This window comes from Roseateles sp. GW835-FHT13E02, from assembly GCF_058794035.1.
Genome location: NZ_JBXAGJ010000006.1, coordinates 220775 through 243011, shown reverse-complemented (window position 1 = coordinate 243011; position 22237 = coordinate 220775). Strand labels below are relative to the sequence as shown.

The 22237-nt window shown below is 67.5% G+C and carries 19 protein-coding genes and 2 pseudogenes; 15 read left to right on the top strand and 6 right to left on the bottom strand.

Features of this window, described 5'->3' with window-relative positions:
* Positions 1–201: 201 nt before the first annotated feature.
* From AC1Q6P_RS08395 to AC1Q6P_RS08370, 6 genes and pseudogenes are all read left to right on the top strand, one after another.
* Positions 202–1113 (top strand): hydroxymethylglutaryl-CoA lyase, encoded by a 912-nt coding sequence (locus tag AC1Q6P_RS08395; protein WP_492663099.1) that lies wholly within the window; start codon positions 202–204, stop codon positions 1111–1113.
* A gap of 84 nt (positions 1114–1197) precedes the next feature.
* Positions 1198–2031, top strand: coding sequence for a hypothetical protein (locus AC1Q6P_RS08390; RefSeq protein ID WP_492663100.1), 834 nt, complete (start codon positions 1198–1200; stop codon positions 2029–2031).
* 61 nt (positions 2032–2092) lie between these two features.
* Positions 2093–2293, top strand: a complete 201-nt coding sequence (locus tag AC1Q6P_RS08385; RefSeq protein WP_492663101.1) for a hypothetical protein — start codon at positions 2093–2095, stop codon at positions 2291–2293.
* 176 nt (positions 2294–2469) lie between these two features.
* Positions 2470–3786: pseudogene (locus tag AC1Q6P_RS08380) on the top strand (alkaline phosphatase PhoX); the annotation flags it as partial.
* Positions 3787–3819: 33 nt separating this feature from the next.
* Positions 3820–3924 (top strand): annotated as a pseudogene (locus AC1Q6P_RS08375) (FxDxF family PEP-CTERM protein); the annotation flags it as partial.
* A gap of 248 nt (positions 3925–4172) precedes the next feature.
* On the top strand, positions 4173–5540 hold the full coding sequence (locus AC1Q6P_RS08370) for a TIGR03118 family protein (RefSeq protein ID WP_492663102.1): 1368 nt from the start codon (positions 4173–4175) through the stop codon (positions 5538–5540).
* 5 nt (positions 5541–5545) lie between these two features.
* Here the strand turns inward: AC1Q6P_RS08370 and AC1Q6P_RS08365 are convergent, their stop codons facing one another.
* Complete coding sequence (locus AC1Q6P_RS08365) at positions 5546–6211, bottom strand: dienelactone hydrolase family protein (RefSeq protein ID WP_492663103.1); 666 nt, start codon at positions 6209–6211, stop codon at positions 5546–5548.
* A gap of 516 nt (positions 6212–6727) precedes the next feature.
* On the opposite strand from AC1Q6P_RS08365, the gene AC1Q6P_RS08360 reads away from it, so the two are divergent.
* The 3 genes from AC1Q6P_RS08360 (at position 6728) to AC1Q6P_RS08350 (ending at position 10304) form a co-directional block, all read left to right on the top strand.
* Complete coding sequence (locus tag AC1Q6P_RS08360; protein ID WP_492663104.1) at positions 6728–8164, top strand: hypothetical protein; 1437 nt, start codon at positions 6728–6730, stop codon at positions 8162–8164.
* 166 nt (positions 8165–8330) lie between these two features.
* Complete coding sequence (locus AC1Q6P_RS08355; protein WP_492663105.1) at positions 8331–9551, top strand: hypothetical protein; 1221 nt, start codon at positions 8331–8333, stop codon at positions 9549–9551.
* Positions 9552–9611: 60 nt separating this feature from the next.
* Positions 9612–10304 carry a hypothetical protein gene (locus AC1Q6P_RS08350; protein ID WP_171828355.1) on the top strand — a complete coding sequence of 231 codons (693 nt, stop codon included), beginning with the start codon at positions 9612–9614 and terminating at the stop codon, positions 10302–10304.
* Between the two features lie 252 nt (positions 10305–10556).
* On the opposite strand, the gene AC1Q6P_RS08345 is transcribed toward AC1Q6P_RS08350, so the two are convergent.
* The gene (locus AC1Q6P_RS08345) at positions 10557–11984 is read right to left on the bottom strand and encodes an ATP-binding protein (RefSeq protein WP_171828354.1); all 1428 of its coding nucleotides are present in this window, start codon (positions 11982–11984) and stop codon (positions 10557–10559) included.
* The gene (locus AC1Q6P_RS08340) at positions 11981–12652 is read right to left on the bottom strand and encodes a response regulator transcription factor (RefSeq protein WP_171828353.1); all 672 of its coding nucleotides are present in this window, start codon (positions 12650–12652) and stop codon (positions 11981–11983) included. Before AC1Q6P_RS08340 ends, AC1Q6P_RS08345 begins: the two co-directional genes overlap by 4 nt.
* A gap of 341 nt (positions 12653–12993) precedes the next feature.
* Between AC1Q6P_RS08340 and AC1Q6P_RS08335 the strand changes: the two genes are divergently transcribed.
* Both AC1Q6P_RS08335 and AC1Q6P_RS08330 read left to right on the top strand, forming a co-directional pair.
* Positions 12994–13848 (top strand): GIN domain-containing protein, encoded by an 855-nt coding sequence (locus AC1Q6P_RS08335; protein ID WP_492663106.1) that lies wholly within the window; start codon positions 12994–12996, stop codon positions 13846–13848.
* A 151-nt stretch (positions 13849–13999) separates the two neighbouring features.
* Positions 14000–14842, top strand: coding sequence for a MipA/OmpV family protein (locus tag AC1Q6P_RS08330; protein ID WP_171828351.1), 843 nt, complete (start codon positions 14000–14002; stop codon positions 14840–14842).
* 9 nt (positions 14843–14851) lie between these two features.
* Here the strand turns inward: AC1Q6P_RS08330 and AC1Q6P_RS08325 are convergent, their stop codons facing one another.
* Both AC1Q6P_RS08325 and AC1Q6P_RS08320 read right to left on the bottom strand, forming a co-directional pair.
* Complete coding sequence (locus AC1Q6P_RS08325) at positions 14852–15826, bottom strand: aldo/keto reductase (protein ID WP_492663107.1); 975 nt, start codon at positions 15824–15826, stop codon at positions 14852–14854.
* Positions 15827–15947: 121 nt separating this feature from the next.
* Positions 15948–17174, bottom strand: a complete 1227-nt coding sequence (locus tag AC1Q6P_RS08320; protein ID WP_492663108.1) for a 6-phosphofructokinase — start codon at positions 17172–17174, stop codon at positions 15948–15950.
* A 169-nt stretch (positions 17175–17343) separates the two neighbouring features.
* On the opposite strand from AC1Q6P_RS08320, the gene ald reads away from it, so the two are divergent.
* Positions 17344–18459 (top strand): alanine dehydrogenase, encoded by a 1116-nt coding sequence (gene ald, locus AC1Q6P_RS08315; protein WP_492663109.1) that lies wholly within the window; start codon positions 17344–17346, stop codon positions 18457–18459.
* Positions 18460–18567: 108 nt separating this feature from the next.
* Positions 18568–18870, top strand: a complete 303-nt coding sequence (locus AC1Q6P_RS08310; RefSeq protein WP_394341050.1) for an ElaB/YgaM/YqjD family protein — start codon at positions 18568–18570, stop codon at positions 18868–18870.
* Between the two features lie 86 nt (positions 18871–18956).
* Here AC1Q6P_RS08310 and AC1Q6P_RS08305 read toward each other — a convergent pair whose 3' ends face one another.
* The gene (locus AC1Q6P_RS08305) at positions 18957–21206 is read right to left on the bottom strand and encodes a putative bifunctional diguanylate cyclase/phosphodiesterase (protein WP_492663110.1); all 2250 of its coding nucleotides are present in this window, start codon (positions 21204–21206) and stop codon (positions 18957–18959) included.
* A gap of 186 nt (positions 21207–21392) precedes the next feature.
* Between AC1Q6P_RS08305 and AC1Q6P_RS08300 the strand changes: the two genes are divergently transcribed.
* A complete protein-coding gene (locus AC1Q6P_RS08300; protein WP_492663111.1) occupies positions 21393–21818 on the top strand; it encodes a phage holin family protein in 426 nt (141 codons plus the stop codon).
* A 5-nt stretch (positions 21819–21823) separates the two neighbouring features.
* The gene (locus AC1Q6P_RS08295; RefSeq protein WP_492663112.1) at positions 21824–22237 is read left to right on the top strand and encodes a hypothetical protein; all 414 of its coding nucleotides are present in this window, start codon (positions 21824–21826) and stop codon (positions 22235–22237) included.

Genomic DNA, 22237 nt, shown 5'->3' with positions numbered 1-22237 from the left:
TTTGACCACAGTGAGCGCAGCGAACGGAGGGAGTTTGGCGCCGCTGAGCCGCGCAGTGAGCACCGAGGGGAGTCGGCGCGCAGAGCCGACCCGCGAACCATGAGCCCGGCGGCGGGCCGAGTCACCGCAGCGAGAACGAACCATACAGCAGACGTCCGCTTTATGCCGACTGCAGTCTTTCCCAGCAATGAGGAGTTTTGAATGAGCAAGCTACCTACCCACGTCACCCTCGTCGATGTCGGTCCTCGCGATGGCCTGCAGAACGAAAAACAGGCGGTGTCCACCGAGGACAAAGCGCAGCTGGTGGCCCTGCTGCAGGCGGCGGGCCTGAAGGAGATCGAGGTCACCAGCTTTGTGTCGCCGAAGTGGGTGCCGCAGATGGCGGACAACACAGCGGTGATGGCGGCCATCGACCGCCAGCCCGGCGTGCGCTATTCCGTGCTGACGCCCAATCTCAAGGGCTTTGAGTCGGCCCTGGCGACCCGGCCGGACGAGATCGTGGTGTTTGCAGCGGCGTCTGAGGCCTTCAGCCAAAAGAACATCAACTGCAGCATCGCCGAGAGCATCGAGCGTTTCGTGCCCGTGGTGGAGGCCGCGCATGCGGCCGGCATCAAGGTGCGCGGCGCCTTGTCCTGCGCCATGGGCTGCCCTTACGAGGGGGACATCAGCGCCGATCAGGTGGAGCGCGTGGTGCAGCTGATGAAGGGCATTGGTGTCGATCACCTGGGCGTGGCCGACACCATCGGTGTGGGCACGCCGCGCAAGGTGCAGGCTGCGATGGAGCGGGCGCTCAAGCATTACCCGCTGGTGGAGGTCAGTGGTCATTTCCACGACACCTACGGCCAGGCCCTGGCCAATATCTACGCCTGCCTGGAGCTGGGCGTGCATCACTTCGACACCAGCGTCGCCGGCCTGGGCGGCTGCCCCTATGCCAAGGGCGCCACCGGCAATGTGGCCAGCGAGGATGTGGTCTTCATGCTGAATGGTCTGGGCATTGACACCGGCATCGATCTGGACCGCCTGGTCGACGCCGGCGCCTTCATCTCCGGCGTGCTGGGGCGGCCGCCGGTGTCGCGCGTGGCGCGGGCGCTGCTGGCCAAACGCCAGGGCTGAGCGGCCCAGCCCGAGCTACACTCGCCAGCCCCCTGCGTTCGCATCGGCGCGCCGGGGCGATAACAATCATCTGGGGGAGAATCCATGAGTTTGAAGCTGCGCGCGCGCGCCGGAGTGCTGGCCGCCGTGGCCGGTCTGTGCTTGGCTGGCGCTGTTCGGGCGGAGACGCCCCAGGCCTGCGATCGGGTCTACCAGCAGCTGTCCGCTGAAATCGTGGCCCAGGCCCGGGCGGCCCGGGCTGCGGACAACGGCTATCCGGCCCTGCTGAAGCGTTGGCAGGCCGAAGGCGCCCGCTGCAAGGGCAGTGGGATCTACGAGATTCGACTGGCCCAGGTGCAGATGCTCAATGGCGACCACGCGGGCGCCCGGGCCCAGCTGGACGCGCTGCCGGAGGGCGGCAAGGCGTATGCCCGTGAGCACCGTCTGGCCCGCCTGTGGCTGACCTACTGGCAGACCGATGCCGACAAGGAGCCCGCGCGCTGGGCCGAGTTGCTCCGGACTCTGGCCAGCCTGACCCGCCAGAACCCGGACGACGCCGAAGCGCAGGCCCTGCACGGCTTCGCCCTGCTGGCCAGCGGCGAGGACCGGCTCGCAATCCAGGCCCTGCAGGCCGCGCTGCGCGGCCCGGCCAGCAGCGATCGCTACGACCACTACAAGGCGCTGATGCTGGCGCATGTCAATCTTGGCGACTTTGCACAGGCCGAGACCATGCTGGAGCAGGCCTACGAACTCAATCCGGCGCTCACCAGCGACCCGGCTGCCGTGATGGCCGCGCTGGCGATCAGTGTGAAGCAGGGCAATACCCGTCTGGCCGGCAACCTGATCGTGATCATCAAGGCCCGGCATCCGCAGTTGCGGCAGCTCCCGGCCTTCCAGGCACTGGTAGCCGAGCAAGAGGCTAGCGAGAAGAAGCGCTGAAGGCGGCTGCGTCATCGACGACCGGGATGGTGGCAAGGCCGATCAGGACGGGCTCAAGTTCGTGCCCATCGTCACCAGCGCGCGTGACCTCGACCCCTTCGCCACCGGCAGTTACGGCGTCGCCCAGGTGACCTGTCAGTTCTACAACGACGCCAGCGATGTGGCCGGCCAGCCGCTGGAATTCAAGGTCAGCGGCCCGGCCGTCAACTACAGCAACGGCCAGAGCGCCGGTCTCGCGCGTGGCGCGGGCGATTCTCGCTAAACGCGGCGCCTGAGCGCCGGCCCGTCGCAGACGGCGGGCATGAGCCATTCGGCATATATCGAGGGAAAGCGGGTCATGGCCGGGTCATGGCACTTGCCGACACTGGCGGCTGCAGGTCTTGAATCAAGACAGCAATCGCCAGTTCTTCAAGCAAGTCCCAATCCGGAGATTCCCACATGTCCTTCACTCTGTCCCGTCTGTCGGCCGCTGTTGCCGCCCTCGGTTTGCTGGCTCTGAGCCAGTCGGCGTCCGCCGGACTCAGCCAGTTCTCCAACTTCACGCCCATGGTCGGCAATGTGGCCGCGGGCGCCTTGCCCGAGACGGCCCCGTTCAAGCTCTCTTCGACCAACTTCAGCCAGGCCATTCTGGCCGACCGCGCCACGCAGAACGGTCGGGTGCCTGGCAGCAACTCCGGCTCCTGGGACATGATCACCGCCAACGAGACCGGTCCGGATCGTGGCCGCTACCTCTTCATGCCCTTCGAGACCAACACCGCGGGCGTGCAGCGCGTGGACCTGTGGGACAACAACTACGCCACTCGCACCGTGACCATCGTCGCGCCGGGCACCCAGAGTTTTGTCGCCGGTGACGCTTCGCGCTGGACGCCCTGGGGCAGCTATCTGACGGCCGAAGAGTCCTGGGGCAACGGCAGCACCCGTGGCCGCCTGTTCGAGCTGACCAATGCCACCACGGCCACGGCCAATGGCGGCAACTTCATCCAGCGCAGCATCCTGCCGCGTGTCTCGCATGAAGGCCTGACCTTCGACCAGCAGAACAACCTGTACTTCGTGGACGAACTCAATGGCGGTTCGATCTTCAAGTACGTCTCGGCCAACCCCAATGCCAACAACGGCAATGACTACTTCGCAGCCGGTCAGACCTTTGTGCTGAAGGTCGGTGCGGGTGCCCAGTTCGAAGGCAACAACGGTTCCGCCATCACCGGCGGCGCCTCCTGGGTGGCCATCACCAACGCCAATGGCGGCGCCCTGGCTGGTATCTCCACCGTGCTGGCCGACGGCACCATCGATGGCCGCGCCACCGCGGTCAATGCCAATGTGCGTGGCACCGGCTACAACCGTCCGGAAGACCTGGAGATCCGCACCCTGGCCAATGGCAAGCAGATCGTCTACTTCACGACCACCGACTCCGACAACGATGGCAGCAGCAGCAACGGCCGTGGCCGCGTCTACTCGCTGAACCTGGACAGCAACGAGGTCAAGCTCTTCGCTGACAACAACACCATCGACATGGCCACCGGTCAGAAGGTCGGTGCCACCTGGAGCAACCCGGACAACCTGGCCATCGATGCCGACGGCAACATCTACGTCATCGAAGACCAGGACGGTGGCAAGGCCGACATCTGGTTTGCCAAGGATGCCGACGGTGACGGTGTGGCCGATGCCGTGGGCAAGTGGGCCAGCCTGAGCACCGTGGGCGCCGAGCCGACCGGTCTGTACTTCGACACAGTCAACCCGAATGTGGCCTACGTCAATGTGCAGCACCCGAGCAGCGGTGTGGACCGCCTGGTGCAGATCACGGCCGTGCCGGAGCCGCAAACCTACGCCTTGCTGCTCGGCGGACTGGGTTTGGTCGGCTTCGTGGCTCGCCGCCGCAAGGGCCTGCAGGCCTGATCGATGGCGCGAGCAGCGCCTCAGCACCGGCTCGGCCATTACAAGCGCCGGGCCGGTGGTCTGAAGCCTCGGGTGTGCCCTTGCGGGTGCCCCCGTAGCAGCCCTCGGTGCCACGCGTTCCGAGGGCATGTCTTCCTTGTGCCTGGGATCGTTCCAGGCGCCTGACTTTGAATTTCGACGGCAAGCCAGCCCCTTTCCTTGGCGTGCAAGCCAGCCTGTCGGCCCAACCCTGACGGACCCGCGCCATCATGCTGCCTCACTCCCTGTCCCGCCTTGCCCTGGCTTGCCTGGGCGCTTTCGCCCTCAGCGGCGTGGCCCAAGCTTCTGGCTCGGGCCTGAATGCTTTTGTGCAGACCAATCTGGTCGCCAACAGCGACAAGTACAAACCCACCGCCTTGGTGGACCCCGATCTGGTCAACCCCTGGGGCATTGCCTTGCGCCCGCCTGGCATTGGCGGCCACATCTGGACCAGCAATGCCGGCACCGGCACCACCACCACCTACATCGGCGACGTCAACGGCCTGCCCCTGCATCAGGACGGGCTCAAGCTCGTGCCCATCGTCACCAGCGCGCGTGACCGCGACCCCTTCTCCACCGGCAGTGACGGTGTCGCCCAGGTGACCGGTCAGGTCTACAACGCTGCCAGCGATGTGGCCGGCCAGCCGCTGGAATTCAAGGTCGGCGGCCCGGCCGTCAACTACAACAACGGCCAGAGCGCCGGTGTCATCGAAGGCTCGGCCAAGTTCGTCTTCGTGACCATGGATGGCACCATCAATGCCTGGCGCAGCGGCACCAACCCCGGCATGTTGGAGGCGGTGGTGGTCAAGGATTACTCCCTGATCCAGCCGGCCGCCCAAGGCCTGCGCGTGGCACCGGGCTACACCGGCGTGGCCATGACGACCGATGCCTGGCGCCTGGATGCCCAGGGCCAGAAGCTGGCCGACAACCGCCTCTACGCCGCTGACTTTGCCAACGGCCGCATCCAGACCTTTGACAACCAATGGCAGGACGTCACCGCCGCCGGCAGCTTTGCCCGGCCCGAGGGCCTGGCCGCCAGCTACCACCCCTTCAATGTGCAGGTGATGGGCGACCGGGTCTATGTGGCCTGGGCCGAGAACTCCTTCGAGATCGATGAGCCGACCGAGGAGATCCCCGGCGCCGGCTTTGGCCGCATCGCCGCCTACGACCGCGACGGTCGTTTGCTGCAGGATTTCTCTGACCACAGCCTGCTCAACGCCCCCTGGGGCATGGCGATGGCGCCGCAGAGCTTTGGCGCCTTTGCCGGCGCCTTGCTGGTGGCCAACTTCGGTGACGGCACCATCGCCGGCTATGACGCGCACACCGGCGCATCGCTGGGCTATCTGCGCGATGCGCAGGGCGAGGTGATCAGCATCGACGGCATCTGGGGCCTGACCTTTGGCAACGGCGTGGCCCTGGGCGACGCCAACGCGCTCTACTTCACCGCCGGCCCGGACGAAGAGCGTGACGGTCTGCTGGGCAAGCTGGAGCTGGCGCCGGTGCCCGAGCCCGGCACGGTGGTCTTGATGAGCCTGGGTTTGTTGGGTCTCTTGGGCCGGCGCGGCCTGCAGGCCCGTCGCCGGAGCCGCCAGGCCTGAGCGTCTCAGCCCAGCCGCGCGCGCAGGAAAGTCAGCGTGCGCTGCCAGGCCTGCTCGGCACAGGCCGCGTCATACACATGGGCGCGGCTGCTGTTGAAGAAGCCGTGGGCGGCCGGGTAGTGGTGGATTTCTGCGCCCGGCGGCAGCTGGGCCACGAAGGCTCGCACTGCTTCGGGCGTGCACCAGTCATCGATGTCGGCGTAGTGGCCCTGGAAGGGGATGGCCACGTCCTGCGGCGCCGCAAAATCCGCCGGCGGGATGCCGTAGAAGCAGCTGGCTGCGGACAGCCCCTTCACATGCACGGCGGCCGCCACCGTCAGCGCGCCGCCCATGCAAAAGCCGCTGACCCCGACCTTGGGGCTGCCGCAGTGCTCGTGCAGATGGCGCAGGGCGCCGGCCAGGTCCTGGTGGGTGGCGTCGGCAAAGCTCAGGCCACTCATCAAGTGGCTGGCCTCGTCGGCATCGCTGGCCTGGCGGCCGCGGTAGAGATCGGGCGCCAGGGTGTGAAAGCCGGCCGCCGCATAGCGGTCGGCTGTGGCGCGGATGTTGTCGTTCAGCCCCCACCATTCCTGCAACAGGATCAAACCCGGCGCATCGGGCCGTGAGGCCAGGGCCAGGTAGGCGGGGCTGTGGGCGCCGTCGGGGCGCTGGAACTCGATCATCTGGGCCATGGGCTGCTCCTTGCTGATGGGTGATGAATCCTCACCTCGGTGGGTGTCGTGCCGACCTGGCGTCCGCCGAGGTGGCGCGGGCGATGAAGGTGAACAGGGCGGCGAGGCCGGCATCCTGCCATGGACGAGCCAGCCTTGCAGACCCAAGCGTTTTGGCGCGTCCTTCAGCGTTCGGCTGGCGTGGCTGCGAACCGTGGCGCAGGCATCCCCCAAAAGTCGGGCGAACAGCGATCCGGCGACGCCATCGATGGGCTGGCCATGACAGCGACCATCCTAGACTGCGCAGCGCCTGCATCCGCGCCTTGTCTGCTGCTGATGCGCGTTAGGAAGATGCAGAACGAGGTGTGAGAGGAGCCCGCCGTGACATGGAACTTGACATCTGACAGCCAAGCCGCCGTGCCGGGGTTGGCGCCCGCCGCTCGCCGGCCCTGGAGCGCGGGGCTCTGGGCATGGGGGTTCAGTGCCTGCCTGGCGGCTTGCGGCGGCGGCGGAGGTGGTGCGGGTGGTGGAAGCGAGGTGCCGCCCCCCGCGCCGCCGCCGGTGCAGCCGCCCGGTCCCGCGCCGGCGCCCGGGCCCGATGGCATCGACAAGCCGCGTCTGCGCCAGCAGGTCGATGCCTGGGTGGCCGAGCAGAAGGCCAGGATCGAGCCCTTGGATTGCCAGCAAAGCCAAACGGGTGGGTGCGAAGCGCTGCGCAAGATCCGATTCTCCGAGGGACAGGCGCTGCCTGCCAAGCTGCGCGCCGATCAGACCATCTTGCTGGTCGACAGCGGCATCGGCCACGCTGCCACGCTGCGCTATCGCTCGCGCATGCTGGGCTATTACCGCGTCAGCGAAAGCAGCGGCCTGGTGGAAGCCCATGACCCGGTGATCGAGAGCACGCCTCGCTGGGGTGCCGAGCTGCTGCGCGGCATCGACGGGTTTCAGTACCGCGACGCCGGCGGTCAGCAGCGGCCGACATATGTGCCGGCGGATTGGCTGAGTGCCTTGCGGCCTTTGTTGCGCGGGCCGCGTGACTTCGCCATGGTCGATCGGGTGCCGCACGGCAATATGGTGCTGGCTCAGCTGGTCGAGTCCAATCCGCAAGCGGGCTTTGTGGTGTTGGACCCGATCCCGATCACGGCCCTGATGCGTGCCCACCGTGCTGCCGTCTGCGCCAAGGATTGGGCGGCGCTGGAGCAGGGCGTGCAGCGCATGGCACAAAGCCTGAGTGCGGTGATGCAGCGCCATGGGGTCGACTACGTCAATCTGTCCGGCGGCCTGGACACCTCGAACCTGCCGGACAGCTGGGGACCGCTGGCCTGTGGCGGTTCGCTCAGCGCCAGCGAGGCGCAGGGCTTGATCATGGCCTTCCGGCCCTTGTATGCGAGCTTGTTCGAGAGCCCCGGCGTGCTGGGTGTTCAGGCCGCGGGTGTGGCGTTGTCGCCCGGCAGTCACCCCCTGGAGGCCTTGCCGCTGGCGAACCGGGTGCGCGTGAGCTTGTTTCATCCCGCCGCAGCGCAGCTGCCGGCCGATGGCGTGACCGGGGCACAGCGGCCCGAAGTGCTGGAGCCCAATGCGGAGGATCGGCGCTGGGTCGATGTCTTCATCAGCACCGGCATGGTGAACGACAGCTTTCCGCCCAAGGTCAATGCCTCGCCACCGCTGATCACCGATTCTGTCTATGGCCTGGATCTCGGGCCGGTGCCCCATGCCACGACCTCCTGGTCTGCGCCTCAGGCCCTGAGCCGGCTCATTCACTTGAAGAGCCAGCTGGCCCCCGACATGGCGCCCGAGGCGCCCCTGGACGCGGCCCTGATCCAGCGCATGAAGAACGCGCTCACCCCCATGGGTTGCAGCTGGGCGCCCGAAGACGGCGGGCGTTGCAAGCTGCAGGACCCGGCCTGGCATCGACAACAGGAGCTGTTCCGCCAAGGCTGGCTGCCCCTGGATTGGAGCTGGGACCGGCCCTGACTCACAAACACGACGGTGCGGTCCTCGCCCGCATCCGCAAGGCCGCTGTCTGCCAGCGCGCCGTGGGGGCCGTTGAACACAGGGCAAGGCTGCACCGCCCGCCGGGCCCAGTCGCCGGCCCCACAGATCCAATCACGAACCGAGGGAGTGAGATTTGAAGATGACGATGTTGTTGAACGATCAGGCCTCGATCCAGAGCCGCTCGCGCCTGGCGCTGGCCTGCCTGACGATGGTTGGGGCGCTGAGCGCTTGCGGTGGCGGCGGCGGAGACAGCCCCACCGCGGCGCCACCCACGACACCCACGACACCCACCACACCCACCACACCCACCACACCCACCACACCGACCACACCGACCACACCGACCACACCGACCACACCGACGACACCGACCACGCCGACCACGCCGACCACGCCGACGACACCGACCACGCCGACCACGCCGACGACACCGACGACACCGACGACACCGACGACACCCACCACGCCGACCACGCCGACCACGCCGCCCTCATCAACGGCTCTGGCGGTCCATTCGCCCTATATTGCCAAGCCCACGGCCTACGACAGTGAGTGGCGTCTGACCGAGAGCGCGGCACAGGCAGCCAAGACCTTGGTCGCATCTCAGTTCCAGCCGGCCCCGGCCAATGCCCATGGTTGGGAGCAGCGCGCCGATGTTCTGGGCGCGGGCCTGTACCGGGTGGTCTTGCGCAAGGGGAACTTCTATCGCTTCAGCAGCAGCAATGACTGGTCATTCAATCTGACCGTCTACGACGAGGCTGGCTATCAGCTCTATGCGGGTGTGAATGAGCCCGATCGCATCGGCAGCCTGGGTCAGCTCGCCTATCCTCTGCTGGCCTTGCGTGATGGCTCTGTCTTCGTCAAGGTGGAGACCAGCGGCAATGCCGGCGCCGCACTCGTGGACCTGCGGGTGGAGCACAGTGCGGCCTCGCTCGGCACGGATGCCCCCACCACCGTCCAGCTGGCGGCGTTTGGCTCGGGCAGCGATGCCGCCAAGGCCGAAGCGGCTTTTTATGGCGGCGAGGGTGGCAACCGCATCGTGGGCAAGCCGCAGGCGGTCAATCTGATCTACGCCGGCAATGGGAATGATGTGATCGAACTCAAGACCGCCAGCGACAAGCTGTCCCTGGTCGATGGCGGGCTGGCGCGCGACACCCTGGTGCTCGGTTTTTCCAGCCAGCAGGCCAAGCTCAGCCGGGTCAATGCCTTTGGGCCCTTCCGCTTTGTGGTGACACCGCCGCTGGGTCAGCATGACGCCCATCTGCTCAGTGGCAGCCCGGACGGCGCGCGCCTGGTCTTGCGCAGCATTGAGCGCATCCAGTTCAGCGACAAGACCGTGGAGATGAAGGAGCTGCCGGGCTTCTGAGCCCGCTCGTCCATCGGGCCGCGCGTGAATCGTCCGGCCCGCCATTCAAGAGGGAAGACCATGACCGAGGGACACCTGAGCCGCCTGCGCAGCGCCGGCCAATACGCTGCGGATGCGGGCCTGGCGCCGCTGCAGGGGCTGAGCTTGCTGCTCGGGACCCTGGCGCTGGCCTTGCAAGGCTGTGCTTCGCAGCCACCGCCGCCTGCCTGGCCGCAGCTGGCGCTGTCGGAACAGCTCAATCCGGTCCGGCGCTGCCTGAGCCTGGCTCTCGATCTGCAGATCGGCCTGAGCTTCAAGCTGCTGGGGCAGGCCAGCGACGAGGAGGTGCGGCGCGATCTGACCGAAGGCGCGCTCAACCCACAGGCCGAGCAACGCCGCGGCGAGCTGGCCGATGCCTGGGCCAGCAGCCACGATCCCGCCCGCCTGGCTCAGATCCAGCTGCAGCAATGCCTGGCAGCCCAGGGTCAGGTGTTGCCTTCGGCGCCGACTCTTGCGCCGACCTTGGCGTCGTCTGACAGCCAGCGCTGCTTCAGCCGTTCGCATCTGGCCGCCCAGGCCGAGGTGCACAAGGCCCTGGGCAGATCCCTGGCCGAGGCCACGCAGATCGCGCAGCGCGGCATCGGCCTGTCGCGGCCGCCGGCCGAGGTGCAGCAGATCGTCGAGGCGGTTTACAGCCTGGATCGCGAGCGCAGCGAGCAGCTGGCGCACCGGCGCCTGTTTGTTCGCTGCATGGAGGCGGCGCCGCGCAGCTAGCCCGGATATTTCACGAGGGACGCGGGAATTGCGTGCGCCCAGGTCGCAGCCAATGGCGCCGAGACGGCCACAGGCGATGCCCAGTGGCATCGGCGAGGAGTTGAGGCGTTAGGGGCAAGGCCTGGGCCGCGCAAGCCCGCGTAGGCCCAGGATCCAAAGTGGAGCGCAGGTCGACGCGAGAGATCATCGTGCCCCATCGGTGCTGCAGACCGGCCAGGGCCGACCTCGTGAAACATCCGGGCTAGGGCCTGTTCAGGCCGTCGCCGCCGCGCCGGGCGGCAGGCGCAGGCACAGCCCAAGGCCGCGCTGGTCCAGGCCGTCCACAAAGCGCAGCTCTGCGCCCTCGCGATCGGCAATCCGCCGCACGATGGCCAGGCCAAGGCCGGTGCCCTGCTCGCTGCTGCCCGGCACGCGGTAGAAGCGCTCGAACACGCGCTCGCGTTGATCGGGGGCGATGCCGCGGCCGTTGTCGCGCACGCAGAACTCCAGGCTCTGGTCGGGCAGCAGGCTGAGGCTGATCTCGACGCGGCCACCCGGCGCGGTGTAGCGGATGGCGTTGTCGATCAGGTTGTCGACAATGGAGCAAAAGCCTTCGCGCTCCAAGCGGAAGGGCAGTTGCTCCGGCGCAGTCAGTGACAGCTCGATGCCACGCGGTCGCGCCAGGCCGGCCAGCAGGGCCACGCGGCCGCGCAGCAGGTCGGCCGCGTCGAGCTCGCTGCGTTGCTCGGGCTGAGCGCTTGCGCCAGCTTCGGCCCGAGCCAGGGTCAGCAGCTGGGCCAGGAGGTGGGAGACCCGGGCAATGCCTTGCTTGAGCGCGCCGGCCGCTTCGCGCCGGGCTTGGCCGTCTTCCTCGCTGAGCAGCAGATGGGCCTGTGCATTGACGGCAGCCAGGGGTGTGCGCAATTCATGGGCGGCGTCGGCCAGGAAGCGGCGCTCCTTGTCCAGGCGCTGGGCTTCATGGGCCAAGAGTTCGTTGAGTTCGCGCAGCACCGGGGCGGTCTCGGCATACAGGCGGTCCACCTGCACCGGCGCGGTGTCGCCCGCCCGCCGTTTGGCGATGCGCTGGGCCAGCTGGGCCAAGGGGCGCAGACCGACGCGAACGCTGAGCCAGATGACCAGGCCGTGCCAGAGGAAGACGCCCAGCTGCGATTGCAGCACCAGCCACAGCACCGGCAGCACGGCGCTGAAGGCGATCTCGCGCGGCTCGGCAATCAGCAGCACCCGGCCCATGCCTTGGCCCGGGTCGGAGCGCTGCACCTGCCAGAACGGCGCTTGGCCGGGCGGCGGTGGGGCGTCCAGCCGGCTGCTGGGCGCATTGGCGCTGCGGTAGAGCAGGCGGCCGTCGCGATCCCAGAGCTGGTAGGCCGAGCGCAGTCCTTGGGCAAACTCCTCGTCGAGGCCGAGCAGGGCCATGACAGCGCTCTCGGTCGCGTCCATGCGTTGCTTCAGCTCGGGTTCGGGGCTCAGGGCGGCACTGGCCAGCACCGTGGCCATGCGCTGCATGCGCGTCTGCACCTCGGCTTCACCCCAGGCCACGCCGCGCCAGGTCAGCATCCCGGCCAGCACCAACCAGGCCAGCACCAGAGCCAGGGCCTGCCAGGCGATCAGGCGCTGGATCAGTGAGGGGTAGGGGGCTGCGGCGGCACCTTCGGGCTGCATCTTGTGGGCCGGGGTGCTCATGCCTGGCCTCCGGGAAGATCCAGTACATAACCCACTCCGCGCACGGTGCCGATCCATTCGTTGCCGAGCTTCTTGCGCAGCTTGTAGACATGCACATCGGTGGCATTGCTGTCCAAGGTGTCGCTGAGCTGGTGGCGCGCTTCGATCTGGGCACGGGTCAGCACCCGGCCCGGTTCGGCTGCCAGGGCCAGCAGGATGTCGTACTCGCGGGCCGACAAGGCCACCTCCTGACCGCTCAGCTGCACGCGACGGCGAGCGGTGTCGATGCTCAAGGGGCCCAGCTGCCAGGTGTTGCTGACCTGGCCGCTGTGGCGGCGCAGGAGGGCGCGCACGCGCGAGAGCAGCTCCTCCATGGCGAAGGGCTTGCCCAGGTAATCGTCGGCGCCAGCGTCCAGGCCCAGCACGCGCTCACCGACGCTGTCGCGGGCGGTCAGCAGCATCACTGGCGTCTGGCGCCCGAGCTGGCGGAACCAGGCCAGCACATCCAGCCCCAGCTCGTCGGGAAGGCCGATGTCCAGCAGCAGCAGTGAAAACTCCATATCGCCCAGGAAGCGCCGGGCATCTCCGCCATTGCGCAGCCACACCACATGGTGGCCGGCCACGGTCAGCACGCGTTGCAGGGAGTTACCCAGGGGCAGATCGTCTTCGACAAGCAGGATGTTGGCCATGGCGGAAAGGGAAAGGGAGCGAGAGGTTTGCGCCGCACAGGGTGTGTGTCAGCCAGCCCCGGTGGCGGCGGATTCTAGGAGGGCGACCGTGACTTTCGGCGCCGACTGCGTCGGCTTCTTCATCGACGCTTCATCTTCGCTTCCTGGCTGCCGCGCTGCTGGTCGATAGGTGTTCACCGGAGCTTCATCGCCATGCCCGGACACTGCCCAGCCCATTCATTCCCATGAGCGAGGAGTCCGGCATGAACGCACCATCCTTCCCCTGTCCCAGTGCATTGCATCGACGCCCAAAGGGCCGGCCCGTTCGTGCGCGGCGGTGGCGCCTGCTGTTCCTGATTGGCATGTTCGGGCTTGTGCTGGGCCCGTGCGTCTGGGCGCGGGAGTCGGCGGCGGGCCTTGCGAGCCAGGCCGCTGCGCCGGCCCTGGTCCGCCAGGCCCTGCCCGCATTCAGCAAACTGCAGCTCGACGGTGCCATGGATCTGCAGCTGCTGGCCGCGGCGGACGCGGCCAGTCTGGAGCTGCCGGCCGGCCGCGTGCGGGCCTGGGTGGACGGCGAGACGCTGCACCTGATGGCGCCGACCCTGGGCACGGTGGCCAGCGATCTGGGCTTGCAGGCGCGGCCGCAGCTGCGTTTGCAGCTGACGAGCGAATCGCTGCAGTCCATTGAGTTGCGCGGCTCCAGCCAGGTGCAGATCGGCCGACTGCAGGCTGGGCGACTCAAGCTCGTGCTGAGCGGTTCAGGCAGCCTGCGGGTCGAGCAGCTGGAGGCCGGTCAGCTGGACCTGAATGTGCATGGCTCGGGCCATCTGAACCTGGGTCAGGTGCATGCACAGCGCCTGGGCCTGCATCTGAGTGCTTCGGGCCAGGTGCAGATGGCCAGCTTGCGTGCCGAACAGCTGGAGGCTCGCCTGCGCGCCTCGGGCGGGGTGAGCGTGGGCACAGGGCGCGCCGTGCAGCAGGAATGGGTGATGTCGGGCAGCGGTGATGTGCGTGCGGCCGGGCTGCAGGGGCAGCGTGCCACCTTGCGCGCCTACGGCAGTGGCGATGCAGATCTGGGCCGGCTGGAGCAGTTGCAGATCAGCCTCTATGGCTCGGGCGATGTCAGCTATGCCGGCCAGCCGATGCTGCAGCTGTGGATGCCGGGTTCGGGCTCGCTGCGGCCACGCACCGAAGAGGCTATGGCCGGCATGCCTTGAGGGCCCTGGCGTGCGATGCGCGCCCCGGGCCACCAGGCGCTTCATGTCGCCTTCATGCGCAGCGCCAGACACTGAATTGCCCTTGACGAACTGCCTGCCCCGCGGGGCGACGCAGCCCTCTTGACCTTGATGTAGAGCGAACGACACGACGATGAAACCGATGCAATCTCTGGCCTTGACGGCCCTCTTCACGGCGGCCCTGGCCGCCAGCTCCGCCGCTTCGGCCCAGGCGCCCCAGGCCGGTGCAGCCCCCAGCCAGGCCTCCGGTGGCCCCGCCCACGGTCCCCGCTGGGGTGTGGCAGCCATCAGCCTGCCGCGCTATCCGGGCGCCGATCGCCAGCAACTGCTGGCCGCGCCCTTGATCGAGGCGCGCTTCGGTGAGCATTTCTTTGCCAGCACCTTGCAAGGTGTGGGCGCCGATTGGCGCCCGGCCGAGGGCCTGAACCTCAGCGCCGCGCTGGTGCTGGACCCGCACTGGCGCCGCCGCAAGGACATGCCCGCAAGCTGGGCCGCGCTCGACGAAGTCAAGTTCGCCGCCGCCCTGCGTCTGGCGGCCGAATGGCAGCTGGAGCGCTTCACCGTGCAGATCAGCAGCAACTCCCGCCTGGGCACCTTGGTGCAGGGTCGCCAGGGCGCCAAGGACCTCAAAGGTGGCCACAGTCTGCAGTTCGATGCCAGCTATGGTCTGCTGGCCACGCGCAGCCTGGCCCTGGCCGTGGGTGTCAGTGCCGAGGCCATGGACAAGCGCCTGGGTCAGGCCTTGTTCGGTGTCAACGCGGTGCAGGCCGCCGCGTCCCAGTTGCGCCAGCACCAGGTCAAGGCCGGTCTGAGCAGCCTGGGCGTGTTCGCCCAAGCCATGGTGCCGGTGGACAGCGACTGGACCTTCAGCGCCCGCCTGGGCCTGAACAGCCTGCGCGGCGACGCCGGCAACAGCCCTCTGGTGCAGAAGAAGCGCCAGCCGGTGGTGGCGCTGAGCATCAGCCGGGCGTTCTGAAGCCCCGCCTCAAGGCAAGGCCTGACCCCGCGCGCTGACGTAGAGGCGGTACCAGTCTTCGCGGCTCAGCTGCAACTGAGTCGCGGCGCCGCAGGCCAGAATGCGCTCGGGCTGGCTGCTGCCGATCACCGGCTGGATGCCGGCCGGGTGGCGCAGCAGCCAGGCCAGGACGATGCTCTCAGGCGGTGCCTGGTAGCGAGCTGCCAACTCGCGCACCAGGGCAGAGGTGGCCTGACCGCGGGCATCGTCCGGCGCTGCCGCACCGCTGAAACGGCCCTGGGCCAGGGGGCTCCAGGCCTGCAGCTGCACCCCCTCGGCCTGGCAGTGCTGCAAGGTGCCAGCCCAGGGCAGGGCGCTGGCGCTCTGGCCGTCGTTGAAGCTGCTGTCCTGGGCCAGCCAGTCGAGCTTGCCCAGGCTCATCTCCAGCTGGTTGGCCACCAAGGGTTGGTCGAGAGCCTGCTGCAGCCAGCGCATCTGGCTGGCTTGCATGTTCGAGACCCCGAAATGTCGCACCTGGCCGCTCTCCTGGAGCTGGCGGAAGGCCTGGGCGATTTCCTCGGGCTCCATCAAGGGGTCGGGCCGGTGCAGCAGCAGCAGGTCCAGATGGTCCGTGCCCAGGCGTTCCAGGCTGCCCTGCACCGAGGCAATGATGTACTCGGCTGACAGGTCGTAACGCCCCGGGCCCGCGTCATCGGCAAAACGGATGCCGCACTTGCTCTGCAGGATGAGCCCATCACGCAGCGAGGGCTGGCGGCGCAGCAGGGCGCCAAAGCAGCGCTCGGCCCGGCCGCGCTTGTAGATGTCGGCATGGTCGAAGATGGTGATGCCGATGGACCTGGCCGCGTCCAGCGCCGCGTGGGCCTGGGCGATGTCGGCCTCGCCGATGTCCTGGGCGTCCCAGGGCCCGCCCAGGCTCATGCAGCCCAGGACCAGGCGGCTGCTGCCGGGCAAGACTTTGTTCAGCGGGAGAGGTGTGGGCTTCATGGGTCAGCGGCGCAATGCGTTCCAGGCGGGAGTGGAAGGCTGACTGTAACGAAGCCGGGCCGCTCCGGTGCGAGCCAGGGCTTGCCGCGGCCGGCCCTGGCTTTGTTTGGCGCGCGCGAGCTCAGCCGCGATTCAGGATCTTGGGCACGGCGTTGGGCCGCAGGCGGAAAGCGTCCGGCATGCCCGAGCCCAGCAATGGCCGCAGATAAAGGCGGAAGGCATCGGTGACATGGGTGCCGCAGGGGCTGATGAACTCGTCTTCCATCACCCGGGTCTTGCCGGCCACATCGGCCAGGGGCAGCAGTTCGTAGTCCACCGAGTAGGTGCCGGTGCGCTTGATCGCCACCGAGCCGGAGCTGCGGCCACCCGCACCGTGGAAGGCGAACTGCACGGCTTTCTCGCCCACCTCGCGCGCCTCGCGCTGGTCCACATCAGAGACGCAGCCGATGAAGCTGCGCTGCAGATAGCCGAAGGTGTCACCGCGCACGCGCTTGATGCCCAGGCGGCTTTTGATCTCCTCGCAGAGCAGATCGGCCAGGGCGCCGTTGCCGGAGAGCTGCACATTGCCATGGGCATCGCGCTCAAGAATCTTGGCCAGCTGCGCAGCAATCGGCTGCCCGCTGGCATCGTGGATGCCTTCGGACACGGCGATCACGCAGCGGCCGTGGCGCTCGAACATGGTCTTCACATCGGCCAGAAAGCGCTCCAGCTCGAACACCCGCTCGGGCAGGTAAATCAGGTGCGGGCCGTCGTCGGGGAACTTCTTGCCCAGGGCCGAGGCCGCGGTCAGAAAGCCCGCATGTCGGCCCATGACCACGCCGACATAGACGCCGGGCAGGGCCGCGTTGTCGAGGTTGGCGCCGGCAAAGGCCTGCGCGACAAAGCGCGCGGCCGAGGCAAAGCCGGGTGTGTGGTCGTTCAGCACCAGATCGTTGTCGATGGTCTTGGGGATGTGGATGCAGCGCAGCGGGTAGTTCGCGGCCGCGGCTTCCTCGCTGATGATGCGGGTGCTGTCGGAGGAGTCGTTGCCGCCGATATTGAAGAAATGGGTGATGCCGTGGGCCTGCAGCACCTGGAAGATCTTGTGGCAGTAGGCCGCGTCGGGCTTGTCGCGGGTGGAGCCCAGGGCCGATGAGGGGGTTTGTGCGACCAGCTCGAGGTTGTGGCTGGTCTCCTGGGCCAGGTCCACAAAGTCCTCGTTCAAGATGCCGCGCACGCCGTGGCGGGCGCCGTAGACGGCGCTGACCCCGGCCTGCCGGCGCGCCTCCAGCACCACGCCGACCATGGATTGATTGATGACCGCGGTGGGGCCGCCGCCCTGGGTGACGAGGATCTTGCTGGGGGGCATGGAGGTTTCCTGGCTGGAGGGGGTGAATGGGCGACGAAGGGCTCCGTCGGCTTGCCGCATTAGCGGGGCTTATCGATCTGAAGTGTCATGAATTTCACTTCACTTCGCAAGGCAGGCGGCGTACAAAGGTGCACCCCAACAAGGCCTCAGAGCCACGGAGACAAGAACCATGTTGATCGGCTGCCCCAAGGAAATCAAGAACCATGAGTACCGCGTTGGCCTGACCCCGGCCAGCGTGCGCGAGTTGACCAGTCGCGGCCACCAGGTGCTGGTGCAGACCCAGGCCGGTGCCGCCATCGGCCTGAGTGACGAGCAGTACATCGCCGCCGGCGCGCAGATCGCGGCCGACGCGGCCAGCATCTTTGCCAAGGCCGAGATGATTGTGAAGGTCAAGGAGCCGCAGCCGCAGGAATGCGCCATGCTGCGCGAGGGGCAGATCCTCTACACCTATCTGCACCTGGCCCCGGACCCGGAGCAGACCGCGGCCCTGGTCAAGAGCGGCGCCATCTGCATCGCCTACGAGACCGTGACCGGCCCGGGCGGCGGCCTGCCCCTGCTGGCGCCCATGAGCGAGGTGGCCGGGCGCATGTCCATCCAGGCCGGTGCGGCGCATCTGGAGAAGAGCAAGGGTGGCATGGGCGTGCTGCTGGGCGGCGTGCCCGGCGTGGCGCCGGCCCATGTGGTGGTGATCGGTGCCGGCGTGGTGGGCAGCCATGCACTGCAGATGGCCGTCGGCCTGGGTGCCCGGGTGACGGTGCTGGACAAGAACGTCGATCGCCTGCGCCAGCTCGACCTGGTCTTCGGCAACCGCATCTGCACCCAGTATTCCAATGTACAAAGCGTGGAGGAGGCGGTGCTGGCGGCGGACCTGGTGATCGGCGGTGTGCTGATCCCGGGCGCCGCCGCACCGAAACTGGTGACGCGCAGCATGGTCTCGCGCATGAAGAAGGGCGCCGTGGTGGTGGATGTGGCCATCGACCAGGGCGGCTGCTTCGAGACCTCGCATGCCACCACCCACGCCGATCCGACCTTTGTGGTGGACGGCGTGGTGCACTACTGCGTGGCCAATATGCCCGGTGCAGTGGCCCGCACCTCGACCTTTGCCCTCAACAATGCCACCATCGGTCATGCGGTGGCACTGGCCGACAAGGGCTGGAAACAGGCCTTGATCGACAACCCGCATCTCTGCGCCGGCTTGAATGTGGCCCAGGGGCACTTGACTTATGAGGCAGTGGCCCGAGATTTGGGTTACGAGTACGTGCCGGCCGAAGCCTTGTTCAACTGAAGACGCGCAGCCCTGGCCTGGGCTGCGCAGAGAGCCGGGCGTGCTTGTGAGCCCGTGTACGCGTTTGTTGAGCATCAATCCCAACCAGGAGGTACAACCATGTCCAGCTTGAACCAGTCCCAGAAAGACCGTTTGATGAGCGATCTGCATGCGGTGGTCGCCGAAGCCGAGAGCTTGCTGCGAGCCACCGCCGGTTCGGCCGGCGAGGGCGCGAGCGAGTTGCGCGCCAAGGTGCAGGACAGCCTGGACCGGGCCAAACGCAATCTGCATGATTTGCAGGACGCTGCGGTGGAGAAGGCCAAGGCTGCGGGCCGCGCCACCGACCATTACGTGCACGAGAACCCCTGGCAGTCCATCGGCGTGGCCGCCGGTGTCGGCCTCTTGCTGGGCATGTTGATCGCCCGCCGCTGAACTTTCTGCGCCAAGAAAAAGCCCCGCAGCGTTGGTGCTGCGGGGCTTTTTTCTTGTTGAGGCCGTGCCGGCTGCCGCTGCAGGCCTCAGCCCAGGGCGGCGGGCTGCTCCATCCAGCGCTCCAGCTGATCGGCCTGCATGGGCCGGGCGAACAAATAGCCCTGGCCTTCGTGGCAGCCGAGTTCCAGCAGTTGCTGGCGCTGCTCTTCGGTTTCGATGCCTTCGGCGATCACGGTCAGATTGAGGCCGCGGCCGAGGTTGATGACCATTTGCGCGATGGTCGAACCGGCGCTGGAAGTCTGGGCTTCGCGCACAAAGGCGCGGTCGATCTTGAGCCGGTCCACATCGAGCTGGCGCAGATGGCTGAGCGAGGAGAAGCCGGTGCCGAAGTCATCGATGGCCACGCTGACACCGCAGTGCTTGATGTCGGCCAGGATGTGCATCACCAGCTCCGTGTCCTCCATGGCCATGGATTCGGTGATCTCCAGCTCCAGATTGCGCCCGTTCACACCGGTGTCGCGCAGTGCGCTGGTCAGCACCTCCATGAAACCGGGGTGGCGGAACTGCGCCAGTGAGACGTTGACGCACATGCGGAAGTCCTCATGTCCCAGATCCAGCATGCGCTTGAGCTGGTGGCAGGAGGTGCGCAGCACGAACTCACCGATGCTGATAATCAGCCCTGATTTTTCGGCCAGCGGGATGAACTGGTCCGGCGGCACGAAATTGCCTTCCTCGGTGCGCCAGCGCAGCAGCGCTTCGGCGCCGATGGCTTTGGCGTCGGACAGGCGCACCTGGGGTTGGTAGACCACGAACAGGCGGTTTTCCTCGAAGCCGGCGCGCAGGCCTTTGAGCAGCTTGAAGCGCTCGCGCGCATCGGTGCCCATGGCCGAGGAGAAATACTGGGACGAGCCGCGGTGCTGAGACTTGGCCTGCTTGAGCGCGATCTGCGCGTCGAGCAGCAACTCCGAGCCCACGGCGGCGGACTCGGTCAGCCGCACCAGGCCGGTGGTGGCCGAGAGCTGCAGGCGTTCGCCCGAGACGGAAAATGGCTCCAGGAAGACGCGCTGGATGTTGTCGGCGCTGACATGCTCGCTCGGGCCCAGCAGGCCAAAGGTGTCGGCGCCGACCCGGGCCATGGCCGTGTTCAGGCCCAGGGCTTCGCCCAGGCGCAGCACCACGGCACGCAGCACCTGGTCGCCAAAGTGGTGGCCGAAGGCGTCGTTGATGTCGGAGAAGTCGTCGATGTCGATCAAGGCCAGGGTGACATCGGCCGGGTCCTTGAGGTTCTTGTCCAGCAGCTCGACAAAGCGGTTGCGGTTGGGTAGGTGCAGCAGCTGGTCGTTGTAGGCCTGGTCCAGCAGCTGGCCGTAGAGCACCACATTTTCGAAGCCGACCGAGATGTTGGAGCAGAAGGCACGCAGGAGCTGCTGGTCGGTGTCGCTGAGGTCGCGGCCCACATCGACCCAGGCCGCCATGGGCCGGCCGTTGCTCATGCCGAAATACAGGCAGGTGCCTTCGTCGTAGATGTTCTGGCGCTGCTCCAGGCATTGCTGCAGACGCTCGCGTACGGTCTTGATCTGCACGGCCGAGAGCGGTGAATTGATCATGCCGCTGTACTGACCCGCCGCGGCAATCACGCGGACTTCGGCGTCGTTGTCCACGCCGACCTGGGCGCAGACCAGGCCCTCGGGCAGGATGCCCAGCATGGCGCAGAGCTGGGTGACCACGCCCTCGGCAAAACGGTGCAGGCCGCGCAGGCGGCTCAGCTCGGTGCTGGCATCGACGATCAGTTCCAGGCCGCGGCGGTTGGCTTCCAGCGCGCAGATCTGGCGGTAGGAGCGGATGGCGGCGGTCAGCACCGTGTAGAGCCGGGTGCGTGTCAGCTCGGACTTGGTCTTGTAGTCGTTGATGTCGTAGGCCTGAACCGTCTCGATTTCAGGAGCGTAGCCGGGCTGGCCGGTGCGCAGCACGATGCGCACGGCACCGAGCTTGAGTTCCTCGCGGATGTAGCGCACCAGCTGCAGGCCGGCGTCTTCGGATTCCATCACCACATCCAGCAGCACGACCGCCAGATCGGGCTCGCAGGCCAGCACCTGGCGTGCTTCGGCCGCCGAGGTGGCATGCAGAAAGCTCAGGGGCAGGCCTTCCACCAGCAGGCCTTGCATGGCCAGCTCGGTGGCCTTGTGGACATCACCGTCGTCGTCGACGATCAGCACGCGCCAGGGATGAACCAGATGGGCGTCGTTCGCGTCCGTGTGCTCGGGGCTGTCCAGGAACTCCAGCAGATCGTCGTCGCCCTCTTCGTTGGGCATGGCCGGACTGTTTGTCTCGCGCATGAGGGCCTGTGCTCCAGCCTATGGATTGACAATAGCGTAAGGGTATTTCATTCTGTACCCGGTCGCCATGCGCGCAAGTGCCTATTTGGTGGCACTCACGACACATGCAGGTTGGGGTTATAGAGCATTTGCTCGCCTCTGATCGCCACAAAAGCACGACAAGACGATCACATATGGGAGACCACGATGACCATGCCCGGTTCGCTGCCTGAGCCCGAAGCGCAGGCAGGCGGGGCCCTGCCGCCGCCAGCCCCTCCGGCCCCCGGCCCGCTGACGCGCTTGCCGGCGCAGTTGATGGAGCTCTTACAGACCCGCCTCGAGCTGCTGTCCACCGAGCTGGAGGCCGAGAAGTTGCGCCTCTTCGGCGCGCTGGTGCAGATGCTGCTGGCCTTGCTGCTGGCCGGTGGCGCCCTGTTCATGGCCAGCTTGGCGGTGCTGATGTTCTGCCCTGAGGCTTGGCGGGGCTGGGCGGCCTTGGGCTTGATGTCGGCCTATGCCCTGCTGGCCGCCTGGGCCTGGCGCGGCGCGCGGGCCCAGCTGAGCCGGCCCAGCGGCTTGTTCGCAGCCACGTTGGCGGAACTGGCGCGCGACCGCGCCAGCCTCGGAGGTTGATCGCCATGTTGTTTCAACGCGAACTTCAAGAGCTGCAGCAGCGCCAACTGGCCCTGCGCTTGCGCAATATCGAGCTGCGCGCCGAACTGGGCGGCAGCGTCCGTGAGCTGATGCAGCCGCTTCAGATGGCGCGAAGCTTCATGGCCGGGAGCTCAGAGCTGGGCAACGCGGGCGCCCGCGGCTGGTGGAGTTCAGGCCTCGTCGCCCTGGCGGCCTTGGGTCTTGGTTGGGCGGCACGACGCCGCATGCACGCGGGCAGCGCAGCACAGGCCGCGAACGGCCCGGTCGAGTCTGTGCTCGGCTGGTTGCGCCTGGGTCTGCGGGTCGCGCGGCTGTGGCGGGAGTTCAGCCGGGCAGGCGCAGGGCTTGAAGGCCGGCGCCCGAGCGCGGCCAGCGCGGCGTCCGACACCGGGCTTTGA